The organism is Actinomadura sp. KC06, from assembly GCF_004348735.1.
In the GTDB taxonomy this organism is placed as follows: Bacteria; Actinomycetota; Actinomycetes; order Streptosporangiales; family Streptosporangiaceae; genus Spirillospora.
Genome location: NZ_SMKT01000038.1, coordinates 1 through 21,393 on the forward strand (window position 1 = coordinate 1; position 21,393 = coordinate 21,393).

The following is a 21,393-nucleotide window of genomic DNA, read 5'->3' on the forward strand; positions in this document are numbered from 1 at the left end:
GCCCATTTTCGGTGGGGAGAAGGGGCGCTGGCCGTGACGATCCAACCGGCGACCGCGAGATCGGTGTGTCGGCTCGAGACGAACTCGTCGCCAGGCTTCTCGGTTGAATCAGGACTTCGGGCCGAGCTGATTGTGCATGGGCTCGCGGTCCAGCACCTCGATGTACATGATCTGGGTCCCTATGACGTCCAGAACCAGCATGCCTTTCGAGGACAGGAGCGGCACGCACCGATGGCCCTCGCCATACGGCTGATCCTTTGGATGGACCGCGGTGTGGATGCTTTGACAGAAATCATCGCCACAGTCGCACATCGCGACGAGAGGCACATCCCTCACGCAGATCGCCAGCTCACCTTCGCCCTCATCCTCCAAGAGAGTGACCAGCTCGGCGATGAGGTCGGGAAAGGCATCCCGCACAAGGGGCCGCTCCAACTCCACGCCGTGGAGCATAGCCGGAGCCCCGCGCGACGGTCGGCCCCGTCGCACACACCGCTCCATCACGGCAGTTCTCCAGCGACCCACGCCAATGGCAGGGCATCGGCCCTTTGCCGGTCTTGATGGCCACGCCGCCGCTCATTTGCACGTGCTCGTCCTCGACGGCCGCGTCCTCGTCCTCGGGTCGCCACTGATGCACCAGCGTCACGCCCGGCTCCACGAGGTCCGGGCCGCGGAACCTGGACGGCCCGCGACCATCGCCCACGTCGCGCGTGAGGTCGGGATCCATGACACGGGGACCAATCGACCTCGTCGACGGTGTCGTTGAACGGCGGTGGCTTCCCTTGCGGCCGGGAAGAGCGGTCTCGGCTCAGGCGGCGGCCCAGCCGATTCCGTCGGTTGGTGGCGGCGCGTGAATATCGACCGTACGCGCGTCCGGTGGCGGAAGAATCCGGTAGACGTAGCGTCCGGTGGTGCCGTGACTTATCTGGATCTGGTCGGCATTTGTGTGTTTGAAACGGTTGTGCCATCCGCAGCACAGTGCGAGTCGGTCGATGTCGGTGAGCGCGCCCAGGACCCATCCTTGGACGTGGTCGACTTCGCACAAGGTCCCGGGGACCTCGCAGCCCTGCACCGCGCAGGTGGGGTACAGGGTTTCGAGGACCTGGCGTTGTGCGGGCGTGGCGAACCGGACGCGGCGGCCGAGGTAGAGCGGGATGCTCCCGTGCCCCAAGATCAATGGTGAGACTCCGGCGTTCAAGGCGATCCGGCGGGCCTGCGCGGCGGGGATCGGGGACCCGTCGGTCAGCCGACCGGGCTTGGTGCCGCCGGTGAGGGTGTCCAGGTCGATGACAAGGGTGACCTTGGTGGCCCGGTGCCCACCCGCCAGCACGCTGACGAGCGCTGCGGCCGTCCGTTCCGGCAGGTCGCGGCGATCATCGGTGCCTGCCGGTTTGGCGAGCGGTCCGAGTGTCCCGTCCCATGCGGCGGCGTCCTCGGCGTTGAGCCAGCCCTTGACGTAGCGGCCGCCGTCCAGCGAACGGGTGGAGCTGATCCAGGACCGCTCGTACCCGCGCCGCGACTCCGCATCAGGTTGGTCAACCTCGTTCCGTTCGGCGATGACATCGCGGATGCGCCGCCCGAACGAGGCGACCTTCCCGGCCGAGAAGCCCTCGCTGACAAGGTCGAGCAGCACGTTCTCAGCAGCCGCGCAGTCTGCGTCGTCCAGCCGGGCGACAGCGTCGGCGACGGTAGAGGCGTAGCCGTAGGACAACTCTCCACCAGCAAGCATGTTGGCGACCCGTGGGAGACGGTGCCGCTGCCGGGCCAGGGTGACCCGCTCCCGGGCCCGGGTCTCACGCATCCCGAGCCGTGACCGTAGCCAGACCTGGGTGGACGGCAGCCCCCATCGCCGCATCTCGCCGGAGGCGTCCACTCGTCCGATCATCGCGGCGAGGGCGCTCTCCTGCTGATCGGACGCACGCGCAAGAGTCTCGGCGAGTTCCATGCAGGCGGCGGCGGAGTCGGGCGCGTCACGTCCGGCGAGTTCGCGAGCGATCGCCGCCACAGCGTCCACCAATTCTCCGGTGGACGCCGAGTGAAGATCAAGAGAAATCGAACTCACACCTAAATTTTATCGAAAGAATCCGGCAACCCGCCACACAAAAAGACTTACTTCTGTAGCCAGCAAGACAGTCGGAGTCAAGCCCAACCAGAACCCAATTCCAACACTCAGATCATTGAACGAGTCAGTTTGATTACCGAACTGGAGGGCGGGGGCGGTGCGTCGGGCAGGGGCAGGCGGAGCCTGCCCGATGAAAGCTGCACCAGGGGCCGCAGAGGCTCCAAAGTCAAGGGTGGACGAAGTCGATCGCGAAGCGACGCCGAAGGCGCCCTTGACTCTGGAGGGGCGGCCCCGTACGCAGCGCCGCCCCCGCCCCCGACGGCGAAAAAACAGCCAACAGCCGGCGAGGCTCAAGCACCGCAGACCTGGCAGTCAGGGACGCCAGGCGGCGAGGACGTCCTGGGGCGTCCAGGCCAGGTCGATCGGGTCGGTGGCCTCGATTCCGGAAAGGGAGACGACCGCGAGTCCGGTCGTGGCGGGATCGAGGCCGGGGACCTGGGCGGCGGAGCGGCGGAGGTCGGCGAGGTCGTGGGCATCGAAAGGGGTGTTGTGCCATTTGATCGAGCCGGCGAAGTAGATGCGGTTCGCAATGGGGGCTCGGTCGGCGCCCACGAGGTCGATTTCCGGGTTGAACTGGCGGTTCCACCAGCCGCCGACTGTTTCAACGTCCGGCCAGGGCAGTTCTAACAGTTCCAGAGCTTGGCGGACGAGAGGTTCTACGGCGCGGCCGCGCCATGATGGCCAGCGGCGTTGAATGATGCGGAAGCCAGCTTCGGGACGGCCTCGTCGCGCTTGTTCGTGGGCAGAGCGGAGGGCTTTCAGGTAGAGGCGCAGGTTGCTGTCGGAGATTCGATAGAGGGCGGGCTTTCCTGGTTTCGCAGAAAGGGGCTCCTCAACGGCGAGGATATTTTTCTCTGTGGTGAGGCGGCGTAGGAGGGGCGAGAGGGTTCCGGAGGGTAGGGCCGCGTCTCGGTTTCCGGCGGTGGCGGCGATGTTGGCGTGGGTCCGGTCACCGGCGCCAATGGCCTCCAGGACGCGGCGGGAGATGTCGGGGTTGGGGAATTCGGCCAGCAGCGACGCCTCCGGGACGTTGAACAGCGCGGCGGCCGGGTCGGCGCACTCGGATTCCATGAACTCGAGGGCGGGTGTTCCGTGCGGCCAGGTGCGGATGATGCCGGGCAGGCCGCCGGAAACAAGGTGCGCGTCGATGGCGTCCGCGGCGTCCAGGCCGAGGGCCTCGCCTGTGTCGGCCGGGTTCAGCGGGCCGAGTATGAGATTGTCGGCGCGTCCATAGAACGGGCGGTCGTAAGCGGTGAGGCGCTCCATCATGTGGACGTCGCTGCCGAGAAGCAGGAGCAGGACGGGTTTGGAGGAAAGGAGCCGGTCCCATCCCGTTTGCAGCGTGCCGTCGAAAAGGGGGTCCTGCTCGGCGATCCACGGCATTTCGTCCAGGACGACGATCGATGGCCTGCTGGGGAGCGCGGAGGCGAGAATGCGGAACGCGTCGGGCCAGCTGCCGTTGTCGAGGCGCGGGACGAGTTCGGGGTCGTCCGGCAAAGCCGATTCTTTGAGGTCGCGCAGAAACGCGGACACGGCCTCGATGGGCGAGGCGCCTTTGGTGGCCGTGGAGAACACGTAGGGCACAGCCGACCGGTCGCAGAATTCCTGGACGAGGCGCGACTTGCCGACCTGGCGGCGTCCTCGGAGGGCGACGGCCGTTCCCGCGCCCGTGGCGGCGACCCGCTCAAGCCGCTTGGCGAGGAGCGCCAGCTCGGTCTTCCGGCCGATGAACATCGTGGCTCCGAACTAGGTAGATCGCATCTATGTAGATTGAGTCTACCTAGTTGGCGGCCACCCGTCAGCGGGGGCGGGGCGGGTACTTGGCGATGAACAGGCCCTCGGCGGTGACGCAGTCATCGCCGTCCGCCCGGATGGCGCCCACGGTGCGGATCTTGCGGCCGTCCACCTCGACCTGGCGGGCGGTGATCGTCAGCGGTTCGAAGAGCGGCGTCAGGCGGTGGTAGCGCAGCGACAGCTCGGCCGTCATGCCCGACTTGCCCGCCCAGCCGTTGGCCACGCCCAGGGTGTGGTCGAGCAGCAGCGCCGATACGCCGCCGTGGACGCTGGACGGCGGCCCCTGGTACGGCAGGCCCAGTGTGACGGTGGCCTCGATCGTGTGCGCGTCGACGGCGGTGTATTCGAGGGGCGGGGCGATCGGGTTCTCGGGGCCGGTCACCGGGTCGTGTCGCGTGTTGCCGTCGCCGCGCCACATGTCGACGAGACGGTCGTCCCGGGGTGGGGCCGTCGCCTCCAGGTCGTCGGCGACGGCGTTCAGGCGGTCGGCGATGCCGGACATGTCGGCGTCCGAGATGTCCCCGGCCCGGACGAGGGCGTCGATGACGCGGCGGGCCGCGGCGGCGGCGCCGTCGACACCGCAGGCACGGCCCTCGGCGTGCAGGTCGAGCGTCATGACGCCACCGGGTCGCGGGGCAGGCCGAGGAGCCGCTCGCCGATGATGTTGAGCTGGACGTCGGTGGTCCCGCCCGCGATCGACATGTTCCGGGAGTTCAGGAACATCCAGGTCGGGTCCTTCATGGCGCGCCTGCCCTCACCGGTGAGGGCGTCCGGGCCGATCCAGTCGACGGCGGTCTCCCAGACCTGCTGCATGTGTTCGACGCCGATCAGCTTGCCGATGCTGGACTCGGCTCCCGGCTGCCCTCCGGCGAGGGAGCGGAGGGTGGTGCGCAGGCCGAACAGGCTGCTGGACTGGGCGTCGCACAGGATGCCGCCGAGAGTGGTGAGGCGTTCGTCGTCCGCGCCGTCCTCGATGATGCGGAGCAGGGCCTCGCCGCCGCTGCCGAGGGACGAGTCGTTGGAGAGCGACACGCGTTCGTTCGCGAGGGTGGTGCGGGCGAGTTTCCACCCTTCACCTGGGGCGGCGACTAGGAGGTCATCCGAAATGAAGACGCCGTCGAGGAAGACTTCGTTGAAAAGAGTGTCGCCGGTCAACTCGCGCAGCGGGCGGATTTCTATGCCGGGCGAATTCATGTCGAGCAGGAAATACGACAGGCCCTTGTGCTTCGGGACGGACGGGTCAGTGCGGGCCAGCAAGATACCCCAGTCGGCCTCGCGTGCCATGGACGTCCAGACCTTCTGGCCGGTGATCCGCCAGCCGCCTTCGACCTTTTCGGCGCGGGTGGTGAGCGCGGCTAGGTCAGAGCCCGCGCCGGGCTCGGAGAACAGCTGGCACCAGCGGATGTCACCGCGCAGCGACGGCGGCAGGAAGCGCTCGTGCTGCGCGGGCGACCCGTGCGCGATCAGCGTCGGGACGACCCAGTTGCCGATGATCATGTCGTGGGGGCGGAGGTCGGCGGCGCGCAGCTCCTCGGCGATGACGAGCTGGGTGACGGCGTCGGCGCCCTTGCCCCAGGGCGCCGGGAGGTGCGGGGACGTGTAGCCGCGGTCGGCCAGATAGGTGGTGCGCTCCTTGCCGTCCAGCGCTCGGGCGGGTTGCAGTTCGGCGTGAATTTCGGCGCGGATGTGGTCGGCCCCGGGCGGCAGGTCGACGCGGAGTTCGCGGCGGGTTCCGTCCAGGGTTAGGCGCGCGACGCGGCGGCGCCATTTCCCGGTGGAGCCGAGCAGGACGCGGAGCGACTGCGCGCGGCGCAGATACAGGCCGGCGTCATGTTCCCAGGTGAAGCCGATGCCGCCGAGCGTCTGAATACAGTCCTTGGCCGTTTGGAAAGCCGCTTGGACGCTGGTTGCACCGGCGACGGCGGCGGCGAGGGATATCGCTTGCGGGTCGGCGGCAGGGTCGTCCTGCGCGCGGGCGGCGTCCCAGGCGCACGCGCGGGCCTGTTCGGCGTGGGCGAGCATTCGGGCGCAACGGTGTTTGACGCCCTGGAATTGCCCGATCGGACGGCCGAATTGCTCGCGGACCTTTGCGTATTCGGCGGCGGTGGACGTCGTCCAGTCGGCCAGGCCGGAGGCTTCGGCGGCGAACAGCGCCGCCGCCAGGTCGTGGACCTCCTGCGAGTCGAGTTTCAGAACTGACTCCGGGGGGACCGTTGTGTTCTCCAACTCGACCCTGGCCAGACGGCGTGTCAGGTCGTGGCTAGGGAGTTCTTCTACGGTCACGGCCGTCCGGGGCAGGACCAGCCAAGCGGTCGCGTCGGAAGCCCTTGCCGGGAGGACGAGGACGTCCGCCAGTGGAGCGCCCAGGATCGGGGGCGTTGTGCCGGTAACCGTGATCTCCCCCGCCGAGCGAGCGAGGGTCAGGCTTCCCGTGGCCAGGGCCACAGCGCCGATCTTCGTCCCGTCGGCAAGGGCCGGGAGGTGCTCGGTGTGTCCGGCGCGATGCAGCACGGCGCTTGCCAGGACGGTCGGCAGAAACGGGCCCGGGGTGAGGGCTCGTCCCAACTCCTCCAGGACGATGGCCAGTTCGAGGAGACCGTAGCCCGCGCCTCCAACGGTCTCCGGAAGGTGCAGGCCGAGCAGGCCCTGCGCGGCTAGATCGTCCCAGAACGGCGGCGCCTTCTCGCGTTCGGCGTCCACGGCGGCGCGGACGACCGCCTGCGTCACCTGCCGGGACGTGAAGACGCGCACCGCGTCACGCAGGTCGCGATGCTCCTCGGTCAGCCCGATGGTCATGTATCCCTCAGATCCGTTCGATGATGGTGGCCGTGGAGTGCGCGCCGCCCGCGCACATCGTGATGAGCGCGGTGGAGGCGTCCGCCCGCTCCAGTTCGTGGACGGCCTGCGTGATCAGCCGGGCGCCCGTGGAGCCGACCGCGTGTCCGAGGGCGATGGCGCCGCCGTTGACGTTGACCTTGGCCATGTCGGCGTCGTGCACCCGCGCCCAGGAGAGGACGACCGACGCGAACGCCTCATTGATCTCGACCAGGTCGATGTCGGACAGCTTCATCCCGGCCCGGTCGAGCACGTGCCGCGTCGACTCGATCGGCCCGTCCAGGTGGTAGTACGGGTCGGACCCGACCATGCCGGACGCGACGATCCGGGCCCGCGGACGAAGCCCCATTTCAGCGGCCCGGTCGGCGCTCATCAGCAGGACGGCCGCGGCCCCGTCGCTGATCTGGGACGAGTTGCCGGCGGTGTGGACGCCGTCCGGGACGACCGGCTTCAGCCCCGCCAGCGCCGAGGCGGACGTGTCGCGCAGGCCCTGGTCACGAGTGACGACGGCGGTCTCGCCGGTCGGGCCGTCCTTCGTCATGACCGGCGCCTCGACCTCGACGAGCTGGCCCGCGAACCGGTCGCCGTCCCAGGCCGCCTTCGCCTTGAGCTGCGACGACAATCCGAGCGCGTCGGCGTCCCCGCGGGTGATGCCGCGCTTCTTCGCGATGCGCTCGGCGGCGGTGAACTGGTCGGGGTAGTCGATGGTCCAGTCGTCCGGGACCGGGCTGCCGGTCTCGGGGGTGAGCGCCTGGCCGAGGAACACGCGGCTCATGGCCTCGACGCCGCAGCCGATGCCGGTGCGGATCGTCCCGGACGCGATCAGCCCGGCCACCAGGTGCACGGCCTGCTGCGACGACCCGCACGCGCAGTCGATCGTCGTGCACGCCGTCCGGTGCGGCAGACCGGCATAAAGCCACGCGTTGCGGGTGACGTTGTTCGACTGCTCCCCCGCCTGCGTCACGCATCCGCCGACGACCTGTCCGACCGTGTCCGGCTCGATTCCGGCCCGGTCCAGCAGGGCGCGCTGCGTCAGGCCCAGCAACCGGGCCGGGTGCAGGCCCGACAGCGCCCCGTACCGCTTGCCGACCGGCGTCCGGACGGCGTCAACGATCACGGCCTCGGCCATGACACCTCTCCTTCACACATCTCGAACCCGCGACCCCGACGACCCGCCCGCCTCGGGCGGCACGTGCGGCCGGGAGGCGCTGAGGGGTCTGAGGGCATGGGACCAGACTAGAATTCATTCTTGTCAGCGGGCCGCGTGTGTCCCACTCAGCGGTTTCGGTGGTTGTGTCATGTGCCGCATCCGCTCAGCGGGACGGGGCGGCAGGCCGAACTAGAATACGTACTAGCCTCCGTCGAGCCGTTAGGCGCGGCGCTCCAGAACATCGACCCGGAGGCTCCGATGAACGCTGATCTGTCCCTGGCGGGCCGCACCGCCGTCGTCACCGGCGCGGGTGCCGGGCTGGGCCGGGCCGAGGCGCTCGCCCTGGCCGCGAACGGGGCGAGCGTCGTGGTCAACGACATGGGACCGGCGGCGGACGACGTCGTCGCGGAGATCACGAAGGCGGGCGGGCAGGCCGTCGCGGTGACCGGGGACGTCGGCGACTGGTCGATGGGCGACACGCTGGTCTCGGCAGCCGTCGACACGTTCGGGTCGCTGGACGTCGTGGTCAACAACGCGGGCGTGCTGCGCGACAAGATGCTGTTCAACCTGTCGGAGTCCGATTGGGACGACGTCGTCCGCGTCCATCTGAAGGGGCATGCGGCCGTGTCGCGCGCCGCCGCCGCGCACTGGCGCGCCGCGAGCAAGGCGGCCGGCGGGCCGGTGTACGGACGGGTGATCAACACGGCGTCGGAGGCGTTCCTGTTCGGGTCGGCCGGGCAGCCGAACTACTCGGCGGCGAAGGCGGGGATCGTGGCGCTGACGCTGTCGACGTCCGCCGGGCTGGCCCGGTACGGGGTCCGCGCCAACGCGATCTGCCCGCGCGCCCGGACCGCGATGACCGAGGCGTCGTTCGGCGAGGGCACCTCGCCCGGCGGGCTGGACGTGATGGCGCCCGAGCGGGTCGGGACGTTCGTGGGCTATCTGGCGTCGCCCGCGTCCGAGAAGATCAGCGGGCAGGTTTTCGTCGTTTACGGAGACATGGTCGCGCTGCTCGCCGCGCCGACGGTGGAGCAGAAGTTCACGGCGGCGGACGGCGTCTTCTCGGTGGAGGAGTTCGGCGCGCAGATCACGCCCTACTTCGAGGAACGGGACCCGCGCCGGACGTATGCGGCCTACAGCATCGCCGCGCTCGACGACACCGGCACCACCCAAATGTGAGCCCCCGAAATTCAACTGGCCGCCCTTCGAATGAGGAGGGCGGCCGGCCTGTTTTAGAAGGTTTCGGGGCCTCGGAGGGTCGGCTCGGCGCCGCCGTCGATGTAGATGATCTGGCCCGTCATGTGGGAGTTCGCCGGGGAGATCAGCCAGCGGAGCGCCCCGGCGATCACCTCGGCGTCGGCGTAGCCGTTCAGCGGCATCGGGACGGCGTCGTTCATGGCCTTGAACATGCGCTCGTCCTCGAACAGCGGCGCGCTCATCGGCGTCCGGACGACGCCCGGCGCGATCGCGTTCAGCGGGATGCCCGCGCCCGCCCAGCCGGGGGTGACGCACACGCGGCGCAGCCACTGGGCAAGCGCCGACTTCGATGACGGGTATAGCTTGTTCCCCGCACCCGCTTCGACGACCCTGGCGGCCGCTTCGAGCGCGGCGGGTTCGTCGCCGTCCAGGCAGGCGCGGACGACGGCGTCGTCCACCGGCTGCGTCCCGGAGATCGAGCCGACGACGGCGGCACGGGGCCGCTCGGCACGGGCCAGGGCCGGGCGGAGGCCGTCCAGCAGGGCGGTCGCGCCGAAGAAGTTGACCTTGACGGTGAGGTCGGTGAAGGCGGAGACCCCCGCGGAGGCGACGACGGCGTCCAGCGTCCCGCCGGAGAGGTCGAGGACCTCCGCGACCGCGCGAGCCCGTCCTTCGGGACCGGCCAGGTCGGCGCACACCTCGGCGTCTTTCAGGTCGACGCCGATGACGGTGTCGCCCTGGTCGCGCAGCAGCCCGGCGAGCGATTCGCCGATGCCGGACGCGGACCCGCTCACGGCGATGGTGCGTGCCATCGTTCGTTCCTCCTTCTGGGCGTGTGCGCCGCCGTCGATCACGTGTGCGCGCCGCCGTCGACGCGGAGGTCGGCGCCGGTGAAGTAGGCCGCGTCGGACGAGGCGGCGAACGCTATCGCGGAGGCGATCTGCTCCGGGTCCGCCGCACCGAAGTATGAGCGGATCTTGGTGAAGTAGCCGACGTCGAGACCGGCGGGGAACATGTCCGGGGCCCTGGTCAGCGGGGTGCCGACGGCGCCGGGCGAGACCGGGACGACGCGGATGCGGCGGCCGGTCAGCTCGGCGGCGAGGCTCAGCGAGAACGCCAGCTCCGCCCCCTTGGACGCCGCGTACGCCGTCATGTACGGGTTGCCCTGCGTCGCCGCAAGCGAGGCCGTGTTGACGATCACGCCGGTGCCAGCGGCCGCCTGGGCGGCGGTCTCGGCCAGGCCCTTCTCGGAGACGTCCACCGCGTAGATCGCCGCGCCCTCGCGGCGAGGCGGCCGGCCGTGGCCCGTCCGATGCCGGACGCCGCCCCGGTGAGCAGCACTTTCACGCCGTCGAAGCGGTTCATGGCGGCACGCTAGCCGCGGGCCCGTGCCGTCCGCCCGCGCCGTCCCGATCACCGGGAGGACGGCGTCAGCGCTTCGGGGCGTTGGAGCGGGGCGCGAGGATGAGCTTGCAGGCCAGGCGGATGTCGCTCTCGACGTCGGCCATGGACGCGCGGCCGTTCAGGCTCGACTGCAGCACCCCGTACCAGCACTGCATCAGCAGCCGGACGAGCGTCACGTCCTGCACGGTCGGGTCTTCGATGCCGACGGTACGCAGCAGGATCTCGCGGAAGGTGTTGTCGATGTGGACGGTGTCGGCGACCGTCGCGACATGGGCGGTGTTGGACGCGTGCAGCATCGACGTCGACAGGACGGGCTCCGCCATCAGATAGCGGCTGGCCTGCACGAGCAGGTCGGCGACGGCGTCCTCGGCGCTGGTGCCGGGCGCGGGCTGGTGGACCTGCTCGCGGAGCCGGTCGACCTGCGCCGCCATGACCGCGGTGAACAGGTGGACCTTCGACGGGAAGTACCGGTACAGGGTGCCGATCGCGACGCCGGCCTCTTTCGCCACCTCGTGCATCTGGACGCGTTCGAGCGATTTCTCCGCGCCGATGCGCGCCGCCGCGCGGAGGATGCGCCGCCGGCGGTCGTGCTGCTCGGGTGAGCTCGGCTCGGCGGACAGCCTCGCCGACGCGATCCTCGCCACGGTCCTCCCCACGGTCCCATTCCGGTGTTGACAAGGAAGAATATCCGGAGTCCCGGCTTCCCCGGCGATCGTCGATACCGGTCAGTGGGACGGGCCGCCCCGCCGCGCCGCGCGCCCCGTTTACGTTGTCGGCGCGCGAAGACGGGCGGGCCTGGAGGGGAAGTCACGTGGCGTGGGACGACGAATACGACGTGGTGGTCGCCGGGTCGGGGGCCGGGGCGCTGGCGGGCGCGCTGGCGGCGGCCTCGGACGCGCCCGCGGCGGCTTCGGACGGGCTGCGGACGGCCGTCCTGGAGAAGACTTCGCTGGTCGGCGGGACGTCCGCGTACTCGGGTTCGGCGATCTGGCTGCCGGGGACGCGCGTGCAGGAGCGGGCGGGGATCGGCGATTCGACGGAGTCGGCACGCGCCTATCTACGTGCGCTGCTCGGCGACGACGGCAATGCCGCGCATCGGGAGGCGTTTCTGGAAACGGCGCCGGAACTGGTGGAGTTTCTGGAGCGGGATCCGGCCATCGAGGTCGAATGGCGCGCTTTTCCCGACTATTTCGACGCGCCGGGACGTATCGACATGGGGCGTTCGTTCGTTCCGCTTGATCTGCCGTTGGAAAGGCTTGGGGAGCTGGCGGGGCTCGTCCGTCCGCCGGTCGACCGTGACCGGACGGGGCGGGGGCACGCGCCCGGCAGGCCGCTGGCGCAGGGGCGTTCGCTGATCGGACGGCTCCTGCTGGCGATCACCGCCACCGGCAACGCCGACGTCCGCACCGGCACCGCGCTGACAGACCTGATCGTCGAGGCCGGGCGGGTCGTGGGCGTGGCGGCGATGACGGCGGAAGGGCCCGTCCGGCTGCGCGCGTCGCGCGGCGTGCTCCTGGCGGCAGGCGGGTTCGAGTCGTCCGCGGAGCTGCGGGCGTTGCGCGGCGTGCCGGGCGGCGCGGCCTGGACGATGGCCCCGGACGGCGCGAACACCGGCGACGCGATCGCCGCCGCCATGCGGATCGGCGCGTCCACGGGTCTGCTCGACCAGGCGTGGTTCTGCCCCGGCCTGGCGATGCCCGATGGGCGGGCCGCGTTCACGCTCGGCTTCCGCGGCGGGCTGATCGTCGACGGGACGGGACGCCGGTTCGCCAACGAGTCCTTGCCCTACGACCAGATGGGACGCCGCCTCGCCTCCGCCGGCGACCCCTTCTACCTGATCTTCGATTCCCGCTCGGACGGGCTGCCCGCGATCTCGATCCCGGCGGCCGCGCCGGAGGAGCAACTGGCCGCGGGCCTGTGGCACCAGGCGGACACGCTCGCCGACCTGGCCGCGAAGACCGGCCTGCCCGCCGGTGCGCTGGCCTCGACCGTCGAGCGCTTCAACGGCTTCGCCGCCAAGGGCGTGGACGAGGACTTCCACCGCGGCGAGGACCCCTACGACCTGTACTTCACCGGCGGCAAGCCGTGCCTGGTGCCAGTGGACCGGCCGCCGTATTTCGCGGCGAAGATCGTCCTGAGCGACCTCGGGACGAAGGGCGGGCTCCGCGCCGACCCGGACGGCCGCGTCCTCTCCGGCGCGGGCCGTCCGATACCCGGGCTCTACGCCGCCGGCAACACCAGCGCTTCGTTCACCGGGCCCGTCTATCCGGGCCCCGGCATTCCGATCGGAACGGCGATGGCGTTCGCCTACCGCGCCGTCCAGGACATGAGGAGGAACCAGTCGTGAGCTCCATCAAGACGCGGCGCACGGCGGGCATCGCCGTCGCGGCCCTCACCTGCGCCGGTACCGCCGGGACGGCCCTCATCGCCCCGGGCCAGGCGGCGGCCGCTCCGGATCAGCGCGGCAGGCTGATCGCCGTGAGCCCGCTGGCGAACGCGGCGGCGCTGCCCGCCGCGTCCGCCAACCGGAAGATCACCTACACGTCCGAGGGCGTGGGCGGGAAGCGGATCGTCGTGACGGGCACCGTCGCCGTCCCGAAGGGCGCGCCGCCGCGCGGCGGCTGGCCCGTGCTGAGCTGGGCGCACGGCACCACCGGCACCGCGGACGTGTGCGCGCCGTCCGCCGACACCGCCACCGGGCCGGCCCACGACTACCTGTCGATCACCGAGTCCTACCTGAACAAGTGGGTGTCGAACGGCTTCGCGGTCGTGCAGACCGACTACGAGGGCCTCGGCACGCCGGGCGGGCACCCGTACATGCACGGCGTCAGCGAGGCGAACACCGTCCTCGACATCGTCCGCGCCGCCCGCAGGACCGACCGCCGCATCGGACGCGACTGGTTCGTCGCCGGACACAGCCAGGGCGGCCAGGCGACGCTCTACACCGCCGCAGCCGGGCAGAACCCGCGGGACGTCCGCCTGAAAGGGGCCGTCTCCATCGCGCCCGGCTCGAACATGAGCCAGACCGCCGCCTACGTCAAGGCCCAGTACCCGGGCGCCGAGGGTGCGCTGCCGTTCCTGTTCGTCCTGCTCAACGGCGCTCACGCCGCCGACCCCTCCTTCGTCCCCGAAGACCTGCTGACCGACGAGGCCGCACCCCTGGCCAAGGCCGGACGGACGAACGCCTGCCTGGCCCAACTGCGCCAACTCAGCGCGAACCTCCCGCTGAACAAGGTGTTCCGCCCGGACGCCGACCTCACCCGCTTCGAGCGCTACTTCAACTCCCAGGAGGCGCTCGGCCTCAACCTGAAGGTCCCGACGCTCGTCGCCCAGGGCGCGGCCGACCGCGAAGTCACCCCCGCCGCGACGCAGAACATCGTCAATGACCTCTGCAAGCGCTACCCGAACATCACCTACCGGACGTTCGACGGCGCCGACCACCGAGGCAGCATCCACGCGTCCTTCGAGACGTCCCTGAACTTCGCCCAGTCCCTCCGCACCGGCCAACCCCAGCAACCCACCTGCTGACCCACAGGAGAGTCTCACCGGAAACGGTCAGGAAACGGCCGGAACGGTGGACTCCTCTGTTGTGTCCAGCAGAGGAGGAGACGCCGTGGTCGATGAGCACTCGCCCGATGAGGGAGTGGACAGGCGCTGGTTTCTGCACCGGGCCGCTCTGGCGGCCGGAGCCGGGGTGGCGGTGCCGTTAACGGGCGGCGTCGCTTCGGCGCGGCCGGTGGACGGTGATCCCGATCGGCTGTTCCAGGACGGCCGGTTCGCCGAGGCCGAGGCCGGGTACCGGCATCGGTTGCGCGGGAATCCCGACGACGCCCATGCCGCCGCGCGGATCGGTTACCTCGCGCTACTGGCCAACCGGTTCGGGGACGCCGAGAGGTACCTGGCCCGGGCCGTCCGGCTCGATCCCGCCGACGAGTTCTCGCTGTACCAGCTGGCGGATTCCTTCGTCCGCCGCGACCGGCTCGGCGAGGCCGCCTTCTGGCTGCGCAAGACGCAGAACCAGACCAACCACGCCATGGCCACGCTGTACGAGCGCGTCCAGGGTCGGCCCTGGCGCGTGCACGGGCCGCACAGCACGGCGGTCCCGCTGCTCGGCCTCGACCCGCTGCCGCACATGCGGGTCTCCATCAATGGGAGGCCGCCGAAGATCTTCCTGTTGGACACCGGCGCGACCTCGGCCGGCTTCAGCGTCCAGGTGGCGGACGAGGCCGGTCTCGAAGAGATATCCAGCAGCCAGGGAAGCGCCGACGGGCAGAAGTTCACCATGTATCACGGGATCGCCGATTCGGTGCGCATCGGTGACATCGAGGTGCGCAACGCCCCCGTCCACTGGAACAAGGCGGTACGGCCCGCGCTGCCCGACGGAACGCGTCCCGACGGCGTCATCGGCACCACGCACTTCTACCACTTCCTGACCACGGTCGATTACGGCCACCGGCGGTTCGTCCTGCGCCGCAAGACCCGAGCCAACCTGCGTGCGGTACGCGACCAGACCAAGCGCGCAGGCGGCGATGTCCTTCCGCTGTGGCTGGCCAAGGACCATTTCCCGTTGACCCTCGGCAGCATCAACGGCTACGGATCCCGAGTGGCCACCTTCGACACCGGTGGTCCCGGCAGGGGCCTGGGCATGTCCGTGGAAACGGCGAAACGAGCGGGCATCCCGCTGGGCGAGCCGGTGGAACTCGGCAACGGGCGGTGGGGCTACGTGGTGGCCCCGGAGACGAGCGGCATCGGGCGGGCGGTACGCCGCCGGGTCAAGGCGTGGGTCGAGGAGAATCCCCGGGTCGACGACGGCATGCTGTTCGACACGATCGCCAACTTCACCCACGAGTTCTTCACGCCGTACGCGATCACGCTCGACTTCACCGGCATGAACCTCTTCATCACCGGCGACTCCATGCGACCGGACGGCTGAGGCCGGGCCTGCGGGCGCGCGCCGCCGATCAGACGAGGTTGTCTTCCACCTTGAGGCCGAAGACGCCGCGTCCGTACATGGAGAGGGCGTGCTCGACGTCGTTGGCGACGTGGACGCTGCCTGCGTGGGCGTCGCGCCAGGCGCGTTCGATGACGTTGCCGCGGTGCAGGGAGTTGCCGCCGGCCGTCTTGAACAGGATGTCGATCGCCTGGATGGCGCGTTCGGTGCCGCGGACCTGGTCGCGGCGGGCCCGGAGGCGCAGCTCCATCGGGATCTTCTCGTTGCGGACGGCGTATTCGTGGATCTCGCGGACGTTCCGGTCGGTCTGGAGAACGGCGGCGTCGATCTCGGACGCGGCGCGGGCGACGGCCACCTGCGCGAACTGGTCCTCGACGAAGCGGCCGCCGCCGAGGCTCAGCCGGATCCGGTCCTGCATCTTCGCGACGTAGAGGTCGTGGCAGCCCGCGGCCATGCCGATCACGCTGGCGGCGACCGTGCTGGTGAAGATGGTGCCGAACGGCATCCGGTAGAGGGGTCCGGTGTTGACCTTGCGGCCCGGGTTGCGGAGCTGGGCCTGCTCGAAGTTGCGCATGGCGCGGTGGGACGGGACGAACGCCCGCTCCACGACGATGTCGTCGCTGGCGGTGCCGCGCAGGCCCATCGAGTCCCAGACCTCGCGGATCTCGTAGTCGGTCCGCGGGACCAGGACGGTCATGAAGTCGACCGGACGCCCCTCCGCGCCGACGACCAGCGCGCCGAGCAGGGCCCAGTCCGCGAATTCGCAGCCGGACGAGAACGACCAGCGGCCGGACACCTCGAAACCGCCGTCGACGGGGGTGAGGCGTCCGATGGGGGCGTAGGACGAGGCGATGAGCGTGTCCGGTCCGGCGCCCCACACTTCCTGCTGCGCGTCGTCCGCGAACAGGCCGAGATGCCAGGAGTGGACGCCGAGGACCGCGGCGACCCAGCCGGTGGAGCCGCAGGCGCCGGAGATCGACCGGATGACCTCGTAGAACGCGACGGGGTCGTCCTCGGCGCCGCCGTAGCGGGTGGGCTGGAGCATCCGGAACACGCCGGCGGCGGTCAGGTCGCGGACGGTCTCGGCGGGGATGCGCCCCTTCTCGTCCACCGACCGGGCCCGCTCGGCGATGCCGGGCAGCAGCCCGCGCACGGACTCCAAGACCTCGTTGCTCATCCCCGCTCCCTCGTCTTCCAGCTAAGGCCATTGAAGGACACCATGTCAGCATGCCGCCGGGCGGGGACGTCCCGGCCAGCGAGACTCGCCGGACCGGGCGGCGACCCGCGACCTACTGTTCCAATCACCCCGTCCATCGCCGAAGGGATGATCCACGTGACCGCAACCGAGTCGGACGCCGTCCGCGCCATCGAGGCGGAGGCCATCTCGTCCCGTTTCGCCCGGGGATGGCACTGCCTCGGGCCGGCCGAGACGTTCAGGGACGGCAAGCCCCACACGGTCAACGCCTTCGGTCAGAAGCTCGTGGTCTTCACCGGCGCGGACGGCAAGACCAACGTGCTGGACGGCTACTGCCGGCACATGGGCGGCGACCTGTCGCAGGGCACGGTCAAGGGCGATGAGATCGCGTGCCCGTTCCACGACTGGCGGTGGGGCGGCGACGGCCGCTGCAAGAAGATCCCGTACTCGCGGCGGGTGCCGCTGCGGGCGCGGACGGCGGCGTGGCCGACGATGGTGCAGGACGAGCTGCTGTTCGTGTGGAACGACCCGGAGGGGAACAAGCCCCCGGCGGACGTGACGATCCCGGTGATCGAGGGCGCCACCCGCGACGACTGGACCGACTGGCGCTGGACGGAGACGGTCGTCCACACCAACGCCCGCGAGGTCATCGACAACGTCGTGGACATGGCGCACTTCTTCTACATCCACAAGTCGTTCCCGACGTACTTCAAGAACATCTTCGAGGGGCACGTCGCGACGCAGATCATGAAGGGCGCGGCGCGGGACGACGCCCGCCGGCAGCGGGACGGCAGCGGACCGCGGATGCTCGGCAACACCTCGGTCGCGTCCTACCACGGCCCGTCCTTCATGATCGACGAGCTGACGTACCACTACGAGGGGTACGACGTGAAGTCCGTCCTGATCAACTGCCACTACCCGATCGACCAGAACTCGTTCTCGCTGCATTCGGGGATCGTCGTGCAGCACAGCGACGCCCTGTCGCCCGAGGCGGCCGAGGCGACCGCGCAGAAGCTGTCGGACTTCATCCTGGCCGGGTTCGAGCAGGACATCGAGATCTGGCGGAACAAGACCCGCATCGACAACCCGCTGCTGTGCGAGGAGGACGGCCCCGTCTACCAGCTCCGCCGCTGGTACGAGCAGTTCTACGTGGACGTCGCCGACGTCAGGCCGGAGATGACGGACCGGTTCGAGTTCGAGATCGACACGACCCGTCCCGTCGAGTCGTGGCAGAAGGAGGTCGAGGAGAACCTCGCGCGCCGCGAGGGGGCCTCCGCGTGACCGATCGGCGACGCGTGGCGGCACGGCAGGACGAACGGCTGCTGGACGGTCCGCTGCTGCCCGTCCGCTGCCGGCGCTGCGCCGCGGAGGTGCTGGTGCGCAAGGCGAGCTGGGAGCAGACGAGCATCCAGTGGAACGCGGGCGCGCGGGCCTCGTGCGTGAGCCTCTCGGACGACCCGTTCGGCACCTGCCCGGCGCTGCGGTCCGCGATCCAGGAGGCGGCGCTGACCGGCGCGATCAAGGTGGTCGAATGACCGGCGACACCCTGTTCGCGGACGGCGGCGCGCACGTCGACGGCGTCGTCTGGACCCCGGACCTGGACGGAGGACGATGATCGACCAGTACGGCCCGTGGGCCGTGATCGCGGGTGGTTCCGAGGGCGTCGGGGCCGCGTTCGCGCACCGGCTCGCGGAGGCGGGCCTGAACCTGGTGCTGATCGCGCGCAAGCCGGGGCCGCTGGCGGACACCGCCGGGGCCGTCCGGGCGAAGGGCGCGGAGGTCCGGACGCTGGAGCTCGACCTGGTCGCGCCCGATCCGCTGAAGGCGATCCGGGAGGTCACGGACGGTCTGGACGTCGGCCTGCTCGTCTTCAACGCGGGCGCGAACAGCTACGGCCACGAGTTCGTCACCGGCGACCTGGACCGCTTCCAGGGCGTCATCGACCTCAACATCACCGCGCAGCTCGCCGTCACGCACCACTTCGGCGGCCTGATGAAGGCTCGCGGGCGGGGCGGCATCCTGCTGGTCGGGTCGCTGGCCGGTTACATGGGACAGGCGCAGATCAGCATCTACTCCGCGGTGAAGGCGTTCGGGCGGATCTTCGCCGAGGGCCTCTGGCTGGAGCTTCGCGAGCATGGCGTGGACGTCCTGGAGCTCGTCCTCGGCGTGACGCGCACGCCCGCGATGGAGCGCGCGGGCCTCAACATGGACATCCCGGGCCTGGTCATCGCCGAGCCCGACGACGTCGCCCGCGAGGGCCTGGCGCACCTCAAGGACGGCCCGGTCTGGGTCGCGGGCGGCAACTACGAGACGGCGAAGAAGCGCAACGGGTATCCGCGCGACCGTCTCGTCGCCGGAGCGCACGAGGCCGTGCGGCGCATGCTTCCGAAGCCGTCCGCGGGCTGACGGGGTTGACCTCAGCTTTGGTTGAGGTCATAGCGTCCTTCACGATCGAGCGGTACGGCGACGAGGGAGGACGATCATGCGGGTTGCGGGGTTCAGCGAGCCGGGCGGGCCGGACGTGCTGACGATCCTGGGCGTGCCCACGCCGGAGGCCGGGCCGCGCGAGGTGCGGGTCCGGGTGCGGACGGCCGGGGTGCAGCCGTTCGACCTGGCCGTCCGGGAGGGCTGGTCGCCGCCGGGGACGCCCGAGGGATTCCCGCGCGTGCCGGGCAACGAGTTCGCGGGCGTGGTCGATCAGGTCGGCGACGGCGTCACCGTGGTCGGGCCGGGCGACGAGGTGATCGGCAACTGCCGTCTCAACGCCTATGCCGAGTACGTCGTCGTCCCGGCCGAAGTGCTGGCGGCCAAGCCGGCGAGCATGCCGTGGGACGTGGCGGGCGGTTTCCCTGCGGCGGTGATGACCCCGCACATCGCGCTTGAGGAGATGGCGGTCGGGCAGGGCGACACGCTGCTCGTGCATGCTGCGGCGGGCGCGGTCGGTTCGGTCGCCGTCCAGCTCGGGCGCATCGCCGGGGCCACCGTGATCGGCACGGCCGGCGAGCGCAACCATGAATATCTGCGGTCGATCGGCGCGATCCCGGTGGCCTACGGGGACGGTCTGGAGGAGCGGGTCAGGGCCGCCGCACCGGACGGGGTCGACGCCGCGCTCGACGGGGCCGGCGGCGACGCCCTGGCCGTCTCGCTCGCCCTGGTCAAGGACAAGGACCGCATCATCACGCTGGTCGAGCACGGGCGGGCGGCGGAACTCGGCGTCCGGATCACGCCGGACAAGAGGTCGGCGTCCCGGATCGCCGAAGCGGCGCGCTTCTACGACGAGGGACGGCTGAAGATCCACGTCCGCGGCGTCTTCCCGCTGGAACGGGCGGCGGACGCGCACCGCGAGGTCGCCACCGGCCACGGACGCGGCAAGGTCGTCCTGGCGGTCAGCTGATCATGGAGCCCCGCCACCTGCGGACGGGCCGGGTCTCGATCGTGTCGATCCGGAGTTCGCGGCGGGCGATGCGCCAGGCGCCGCCGTCCAGCCGGTAGGTGTCGGTGTAGCGGGTGTGCCAGACGAGGTCGGTCGCCTTGCCCGGCTCGCGCTCGCTGATGTGGTGGGCGACGCAGGCGACCTGGCCGGTGGCGGTGCCGGGCCCGGAGCCCGCGTCGAACACCTGGCCCGCCAGCGCGTGGAACGTGACGGGGATGCCGTTCAGCGCGGCGAGCGAGGCGGCGATCTCCTCGCGTCCGGTGAAGGTGCGGACGGGATCCAGATGCCTCGGCGCGTCGGGCAGCACGAGGACGGCGTCCTCGGTGAACAGGGCCGCCAGCGCGTCGATGTCGCGGCGGTCGGCGTGCAGGGCGTACCGGGCGACCAGATCGCCGAGGGCGAGCCGGTCGGCGACCGCCGGCGTCATGACAGCCCCAGACGCCGAGCGCAGGCGGACAGCTCGTCGCGCGCTTCGTCCAGGTCGCTTCCCGCGTTCCCGCCCAGGACGAGACGGCTCGCGCCCAGCGCCGCCAGCCTCTCCGCCTTCTCGGGCGTGACCGCCGTCAGCGAGTGGCCGAGGGTGAGTTCGAGGACGGACGGGTCGCGCCCGTTCCTCTCGGCCTCCTCGCGCATCAGCGCGACCAGGCCGCGGAGCTCGTCCCCCGCCACGCCCAGCGGCTGGAGGCCGTCGCCGTAGCGGCCCGCGCGGCGCGCGGCCGCCTTCGTGTGGCCGCCGACGTGCACGGGGACGCCGCCCTCCTGGACGGGCTTCGGGTAGCTCATCGCGCCCTTGAACCGGAAGAACTCGCCGTCGTGCGAAGCGCCTTCGGGCGCGGTGCCGGCCCACAGCTTCCGCAGGACCTGGAGCTGCTCGTCACCGCGGCGGCCGCGCGAGCCGAAGTCCGCGCCGCACGTCTCGATCTCCTCCCGCATCCAGCCCATGCCGACGACCAGGCGCAACCGTCCGCCGGAGAGGACGTCGACGGTCGCGAGCCGCTTGGCGAGCACCACGGGATGGTGGTTGGGCAGGACGAGCACGCCGGTGGCGAGGCCGATCCGGGTCGTCCGGCCGGCGAGGAACGCCAGCAGGTCGAGGGGGTCGGGGATGTCGGTGTCGTCGGCCAGCTCCATCCTCCCCGTCCTGTCGTAGGGGTAGACGCTCGCGTAGCCGCTCGCCACGACCGTGTGCTCCACCGCGCTGACCGACTCGAAACCGCAGGTCTCGGCGTGCTGGACGTACGCGCCGATCCACTCGGGATCGGCGGTGACGCCCGCGGCGACGGGCAGCAGGACGGCGTACTTCATGTGGTCCCCT

The 21,393-nt window shown here is 70.6% G+C and carries 20 protein-coding genes; 8 read left to right on the top strand and 12 right to left on the bottom strand.

What is annotated here, in order from left to right:
* Positions 1-108 precede the first annotated feature (108 nt).
* The 6 genes from E1287_RS14765 to E1287_RS14795 form a co-directional block, all read right to left on the bottom strand.
* Positions 109-438 carry a hypothetical protein gene (locus tag E1287_RS14765; RefSeq protein ID WP_131965501.1) on the bottom strand — a complete coding sequence of 110 codons (330 nt, stop codon included), beginning with the start codon at positions 436-438 and terminating at the stop codon, positions 109-111.
* Positions 439-805: 367 nt separating this feature from the next.
* Positions 806-2,059, bottom strand: a complete 1,254-nt coding sequence (locus E1287_RS14775; protein WP_131965503.1) for an HNH endonuclease signature motif containing protein — start codon at positions 2,057-2,059, stop codon at positions 806-808.
* A gap of 372 nt (positions 2,060-2,431) precedes the next feature.
* Positions 2,432-3,853: an AAA family ATPase gene (locus E1287_RS14780; RefSeq protein WP_131965504.1), complete on the bottom strand. Its 1,422-nt coding sequence runs from the start codon at positions 3,851-3,853 to the stop codon at positions 2,432-2,434.
* 64 nt (positions 3,854-3,917) lie between these two features.
* Positions 3,918-4,529: a PaaI family thioesterase gene (locus E1287_RS14785; protein WP_131965505.1), complete on the bottom strand. Its 612-nt coding sequence runs from the start codon at positions 4,527-4,529 to the stop codon at positions 3,918-3,920.
* Positions 4,526-6,709, bottom strand: coding sequence for an acyl-CoA dehydrogenase (locus E1287_RS14790; protein WP_131965506.1), 2,184 nt, complete (start codon positions 6,707-6,709; stop codon positions 4,526-4,528). Before E1287_RS14790 ends, E1287_RS14785 begins: the two co-directional genes overlap by 4 nt.
* 7 nt (positions 6,710-6,716) lie before the next feature.
* A complete protein-coding gene (locus E1287_RS14795; protein ID WP_131965507.1) occupies positions 6,717-7,877 on the bottom strand; it encodes a steroid 3-ketoacyl-CoA thiolase in 1,161 nt (386 codons plus the stop codon).
* 279 nt (positions 7,878-8,156) lie between these two features.
* Here E1287_RS14795 and E1287_RS14800 point away from each other — a divergent pair, with 279 nt between their 5' ends.
* Positions 8,157-9,077, top strand: coding sequence for a 3-oxoacyl-ACP reductase (locus tag E1287_RS14800; RefSeq protein WP_131965508.1), 921 nt, complete (start codon positions 8,157-8,159; stop codon positions 9,075-9,077).
* A 53-nt stretch (positions 9,078-9,130) separates the two neighbouring features.
* Here E1287_RS14800 and E1287_RS14805 read toward each other — a convergent pair whose 3' ends face one another.
* From E1287_RS14805 to E1287_RS14815, 3 genes are all read right to left on the bottom strand, one after another.
* Entirely contained in the window at positions 9,131-9,907 is a 777-nt protein-coding gene (locus tag E1287_RS14805; RefSeq protein ID WP_131965509.1) for an SDR family oxidoreductase, read from the bottom strand.
* Positions 9,908-9,945: 38 nt separating this feature from the next.
* Positions 9,946-10,356 carry an SDR family oxidoreductase gene (locus E1287_RS14810; protein ID WP_243719025.1) on the bottom strand — a complete coding sequence of 137 codons (411 nt, stop codon included), beginning with the start codon at positions 10,354-10,356 and terminating at the stop codon, positions 9,946-9,948.
* A gap of 169 nt (positions 10,357-10,525) precedes the next feature.
* Positions 10,526-11,143 (bottom strand): TetR family transcriptional regulator, encoded by a 618-nt coding sequence (locus E1287_RS14815; protein ID WP_131965510.1) that lies wholly within the window; start codon positions 11,141-11,143, stop codon positions 10,526-10,528.
* A gap of 167 nt (positions 11,144-11,310) precedes the next feature.
* Here E1287_RS14815 and E1287_RS14820 point away from each other — a divergent pair, with 167 nt between their 5' ends.
* The 3 genes from E1287_RS14820 (at position 11,311) to E1287_RS14830 (ending at position 15,432) form a co-directional block, all read left to right on the top strand.
* Positions 11,311-12,846 (top strand): FAD-binding protein, encoded by a 1,536-nt coding sequence (locus E1287_RS14820; protein WP_131965511.1) that lies wholly within the window; start codon positions 11,311-11,313, stop codon positions 12,844-12,846.
* Entirely contained in the window at positions 12,843-14,027 is a 1,185-nt protein-coding gene (locus E1287_RS14825; RefSeq protein WP_131965512.1) for an alpha/beta hydrolase, read from the top strand. Before E1287_RS14820 ends, E1287_RS14825 begins: the two co-directional genes overlap by 4 nt.
* Positions 14,028-14,112: 85 nt before the next feature.
* Complete coding sequence (locus E1287_RS14830; RefSeq protein WP_131965513.1) at positions 14,113-15,432, top strand: aspartyl protease family protein; 1,320 nt, start codon at positions 14,113-14,115, stop codon at positions 15,430-15,432.
* Between the two features lie 28 nt (positions 15,433-15,460).
* Here the strand turns inward: E1287_RS14830 and hsaA are convergent, their stop codons facing one another.
* A complete protein-coding gene (gene hsaA, locus E1287_RS14835) occupies positions 15,461-16,627 on the bottom strand; it encodes a 3-hydroxy-9,10-secoandrosta-1,3,5(10)-triene-9,17-dione monooxygenase oxygenase subunit (protein ID WP_131965514.1) in 1,167 nt (388 codons plus the stop codon).
* A gap of 147 nt (positions 16,628-16,774) precedes the next feature.
* On the opposite strand from hsaA, the gene E1287_RS14840 reads away from it, so the two are divergent.
* From E1287_RS14840 to E1287_RS14855, 4 genes are all read left to right on the top strand, one after another.
* Complete coding sequence (locus E1287_RS14840; RefSeq protein WP_131965515.1) at positions 16,775-17,926, top strand: Rieske 2Fe-2S domain-containing protein; 1,152 nt, start codon at positions 16,775-16,777, stop codon at positions 17,924-17,926.
* Positions 17,923-18,180, top strand: a complete 258-nt coding sequence (locus tag E1287_RS14845) for a ferredoxin (RefSeq protein ID WP_243719027.1) — start codon at positions 17,923-17,925, stop codon at positions 18,178-18,180. Before E1287_RS14840 ends, E1287_RS14845 begins: the two co-directional genes overlap by 4 nt.
* Positions 18,181-18,256: 76 nt before the next feature.
* Entirely contained in the window at positions 18,257-19,051 is a 795-nt protein-coding gene (locus E1287_RS14850; protein ID WP_131965516.1) for an SDR family NAD(P)-dependent oxidoreductase, read from the top strand.
* Between the two features lie 76 nt (positions 19,052-19,127).
* Positions 19,128-20,039 carry an NADP-dependent oxidoreductase gene (locus E1287_RS14855; RefSeq protein WP_131965517.1) on the top strand — a complete coding sequence of 304 codons (912 nt, stop codon included), beginning with the start codon at positions 19,128-19,130 and terminating at the stop codon, positions 20,037-20,039.
* Here the strand turns inward: E1287_RS14855 and E1287_RS14860 are convergent.
* Positions 20,032-20,505: a nuclear transport factor 2 family protein gene (locus tag E1287_RS14860; protein WP_131965518.1), complete on the bottom strand. Its 474-nt coding sequence runs from the start codon at positions 20,503-20,505 to the stop codon at positions 20,032-20,034. The genes E1287_RS14855 and E1287_RS14860 overlap by 8 nt on opposite strands.
* On the bottom strand, positions 20,502-21,383 hold the full coding sequence (locus E1287_RS14865; protein WP_131965519.1) for an LLM class F420-dependent oxidoreductase: 882 nt from the start codon (positions 21,381-21,383) through the stop codon (positions 20,502-20,504). Before E1287_RS14865 ends, E1287_RS14860 begins: the two co-directional genes overlap by 4 nt.
* Between the last annotated feature and the right edge of the window lie 10 nt (positions 21,384-21,393).

Bases quoted from the DNA above. Each gene is read 5' to 3' on its own strand.
- E1287_RS14780 (WP_131965504.1), bottom strand. From the start codon at position 3,853: ATGTTCATCGGCCGGAAGACCGAGCTGGCGCTCCTCGCCAAGCGGCTT.
- E1287_RS14785 (WP_131965505.1), bottom strand. From the start codon at position 4,529: ATGACGCTCGACCTGCACGCCGAGGGCCGTGCCTGCGGTGTCGACGGC.
- E1287_RS14790 (WP_131965506.1), bottom strand. From the start codon at position 6,709: ATGACCATCGGGCTGACCGAGGAGCATCGCGACCTGCGTGACGCGGTG.
- E1287_RS14795 (WP_131965507.1), bottom strand. From the start codon at position 7,877: ATGGCCGAGGCCGTGATCGTTGACGCCGTCCGGACGCCGGTCGGCAAG.
- E1287_RS14800 (WP_131965508.1), top strand. From the start codon at position 8,157: ATGAACGCTGATCTGTCCCTGGCGGGCCGCACCGCCGTCGTCACCGGC.
- E1287_RS14805 (WP_131965509.1), bottom strand. From the start codon at position 9,907: ATGGCACGCACCATCGCCGTGAGCGGGTCCGCGTCCGGCATCGGCGAA.
- hsaA (WP_131965514.1), bottom strand. From the start codon at position 16,627: ATGAGCAACGAGGTCTTGGAGTCCGTGCGCGGGCTGCTGCCCGGCATC.
- E1287_RS14840 (WP_131965515.1), top strand. From the start codon at position 16,775: ATGATCCACGTGACCGCAACCGAGTCGGACGCCGTCCGCGCCATCGAG.
- E1287_RS14850 (WP_131965516.1), top strand. From the start codon at position 18,257: ATGATCGACCAGTACGGCCCGTGGGCCGTGATCGCGGGTGGTTCCGAG.
- E1287_RS14855 (WP_131965517.1), top strand. From the start codon at position 19,128: ATGCGGGTTGCGGGGTTCAGCGAGCCGGGCGGGCCGGACGTGCTGACG.
- E1287_RS14860 (WP_131965518.1), bottom strand. From the start codon at position 20,505: ATGACGCCGGCGGTCGCCGACCGGCTCGCCCTCGGCGATCTGGTCGCC.
- E1287_RS14865 (WP_131965519.1), bottom strand. From the start codon at position 21,383: ATGAAGTACGCCGTCCTGCTGCCCGTCGCCGCGGGCGTCACCGCCGAT.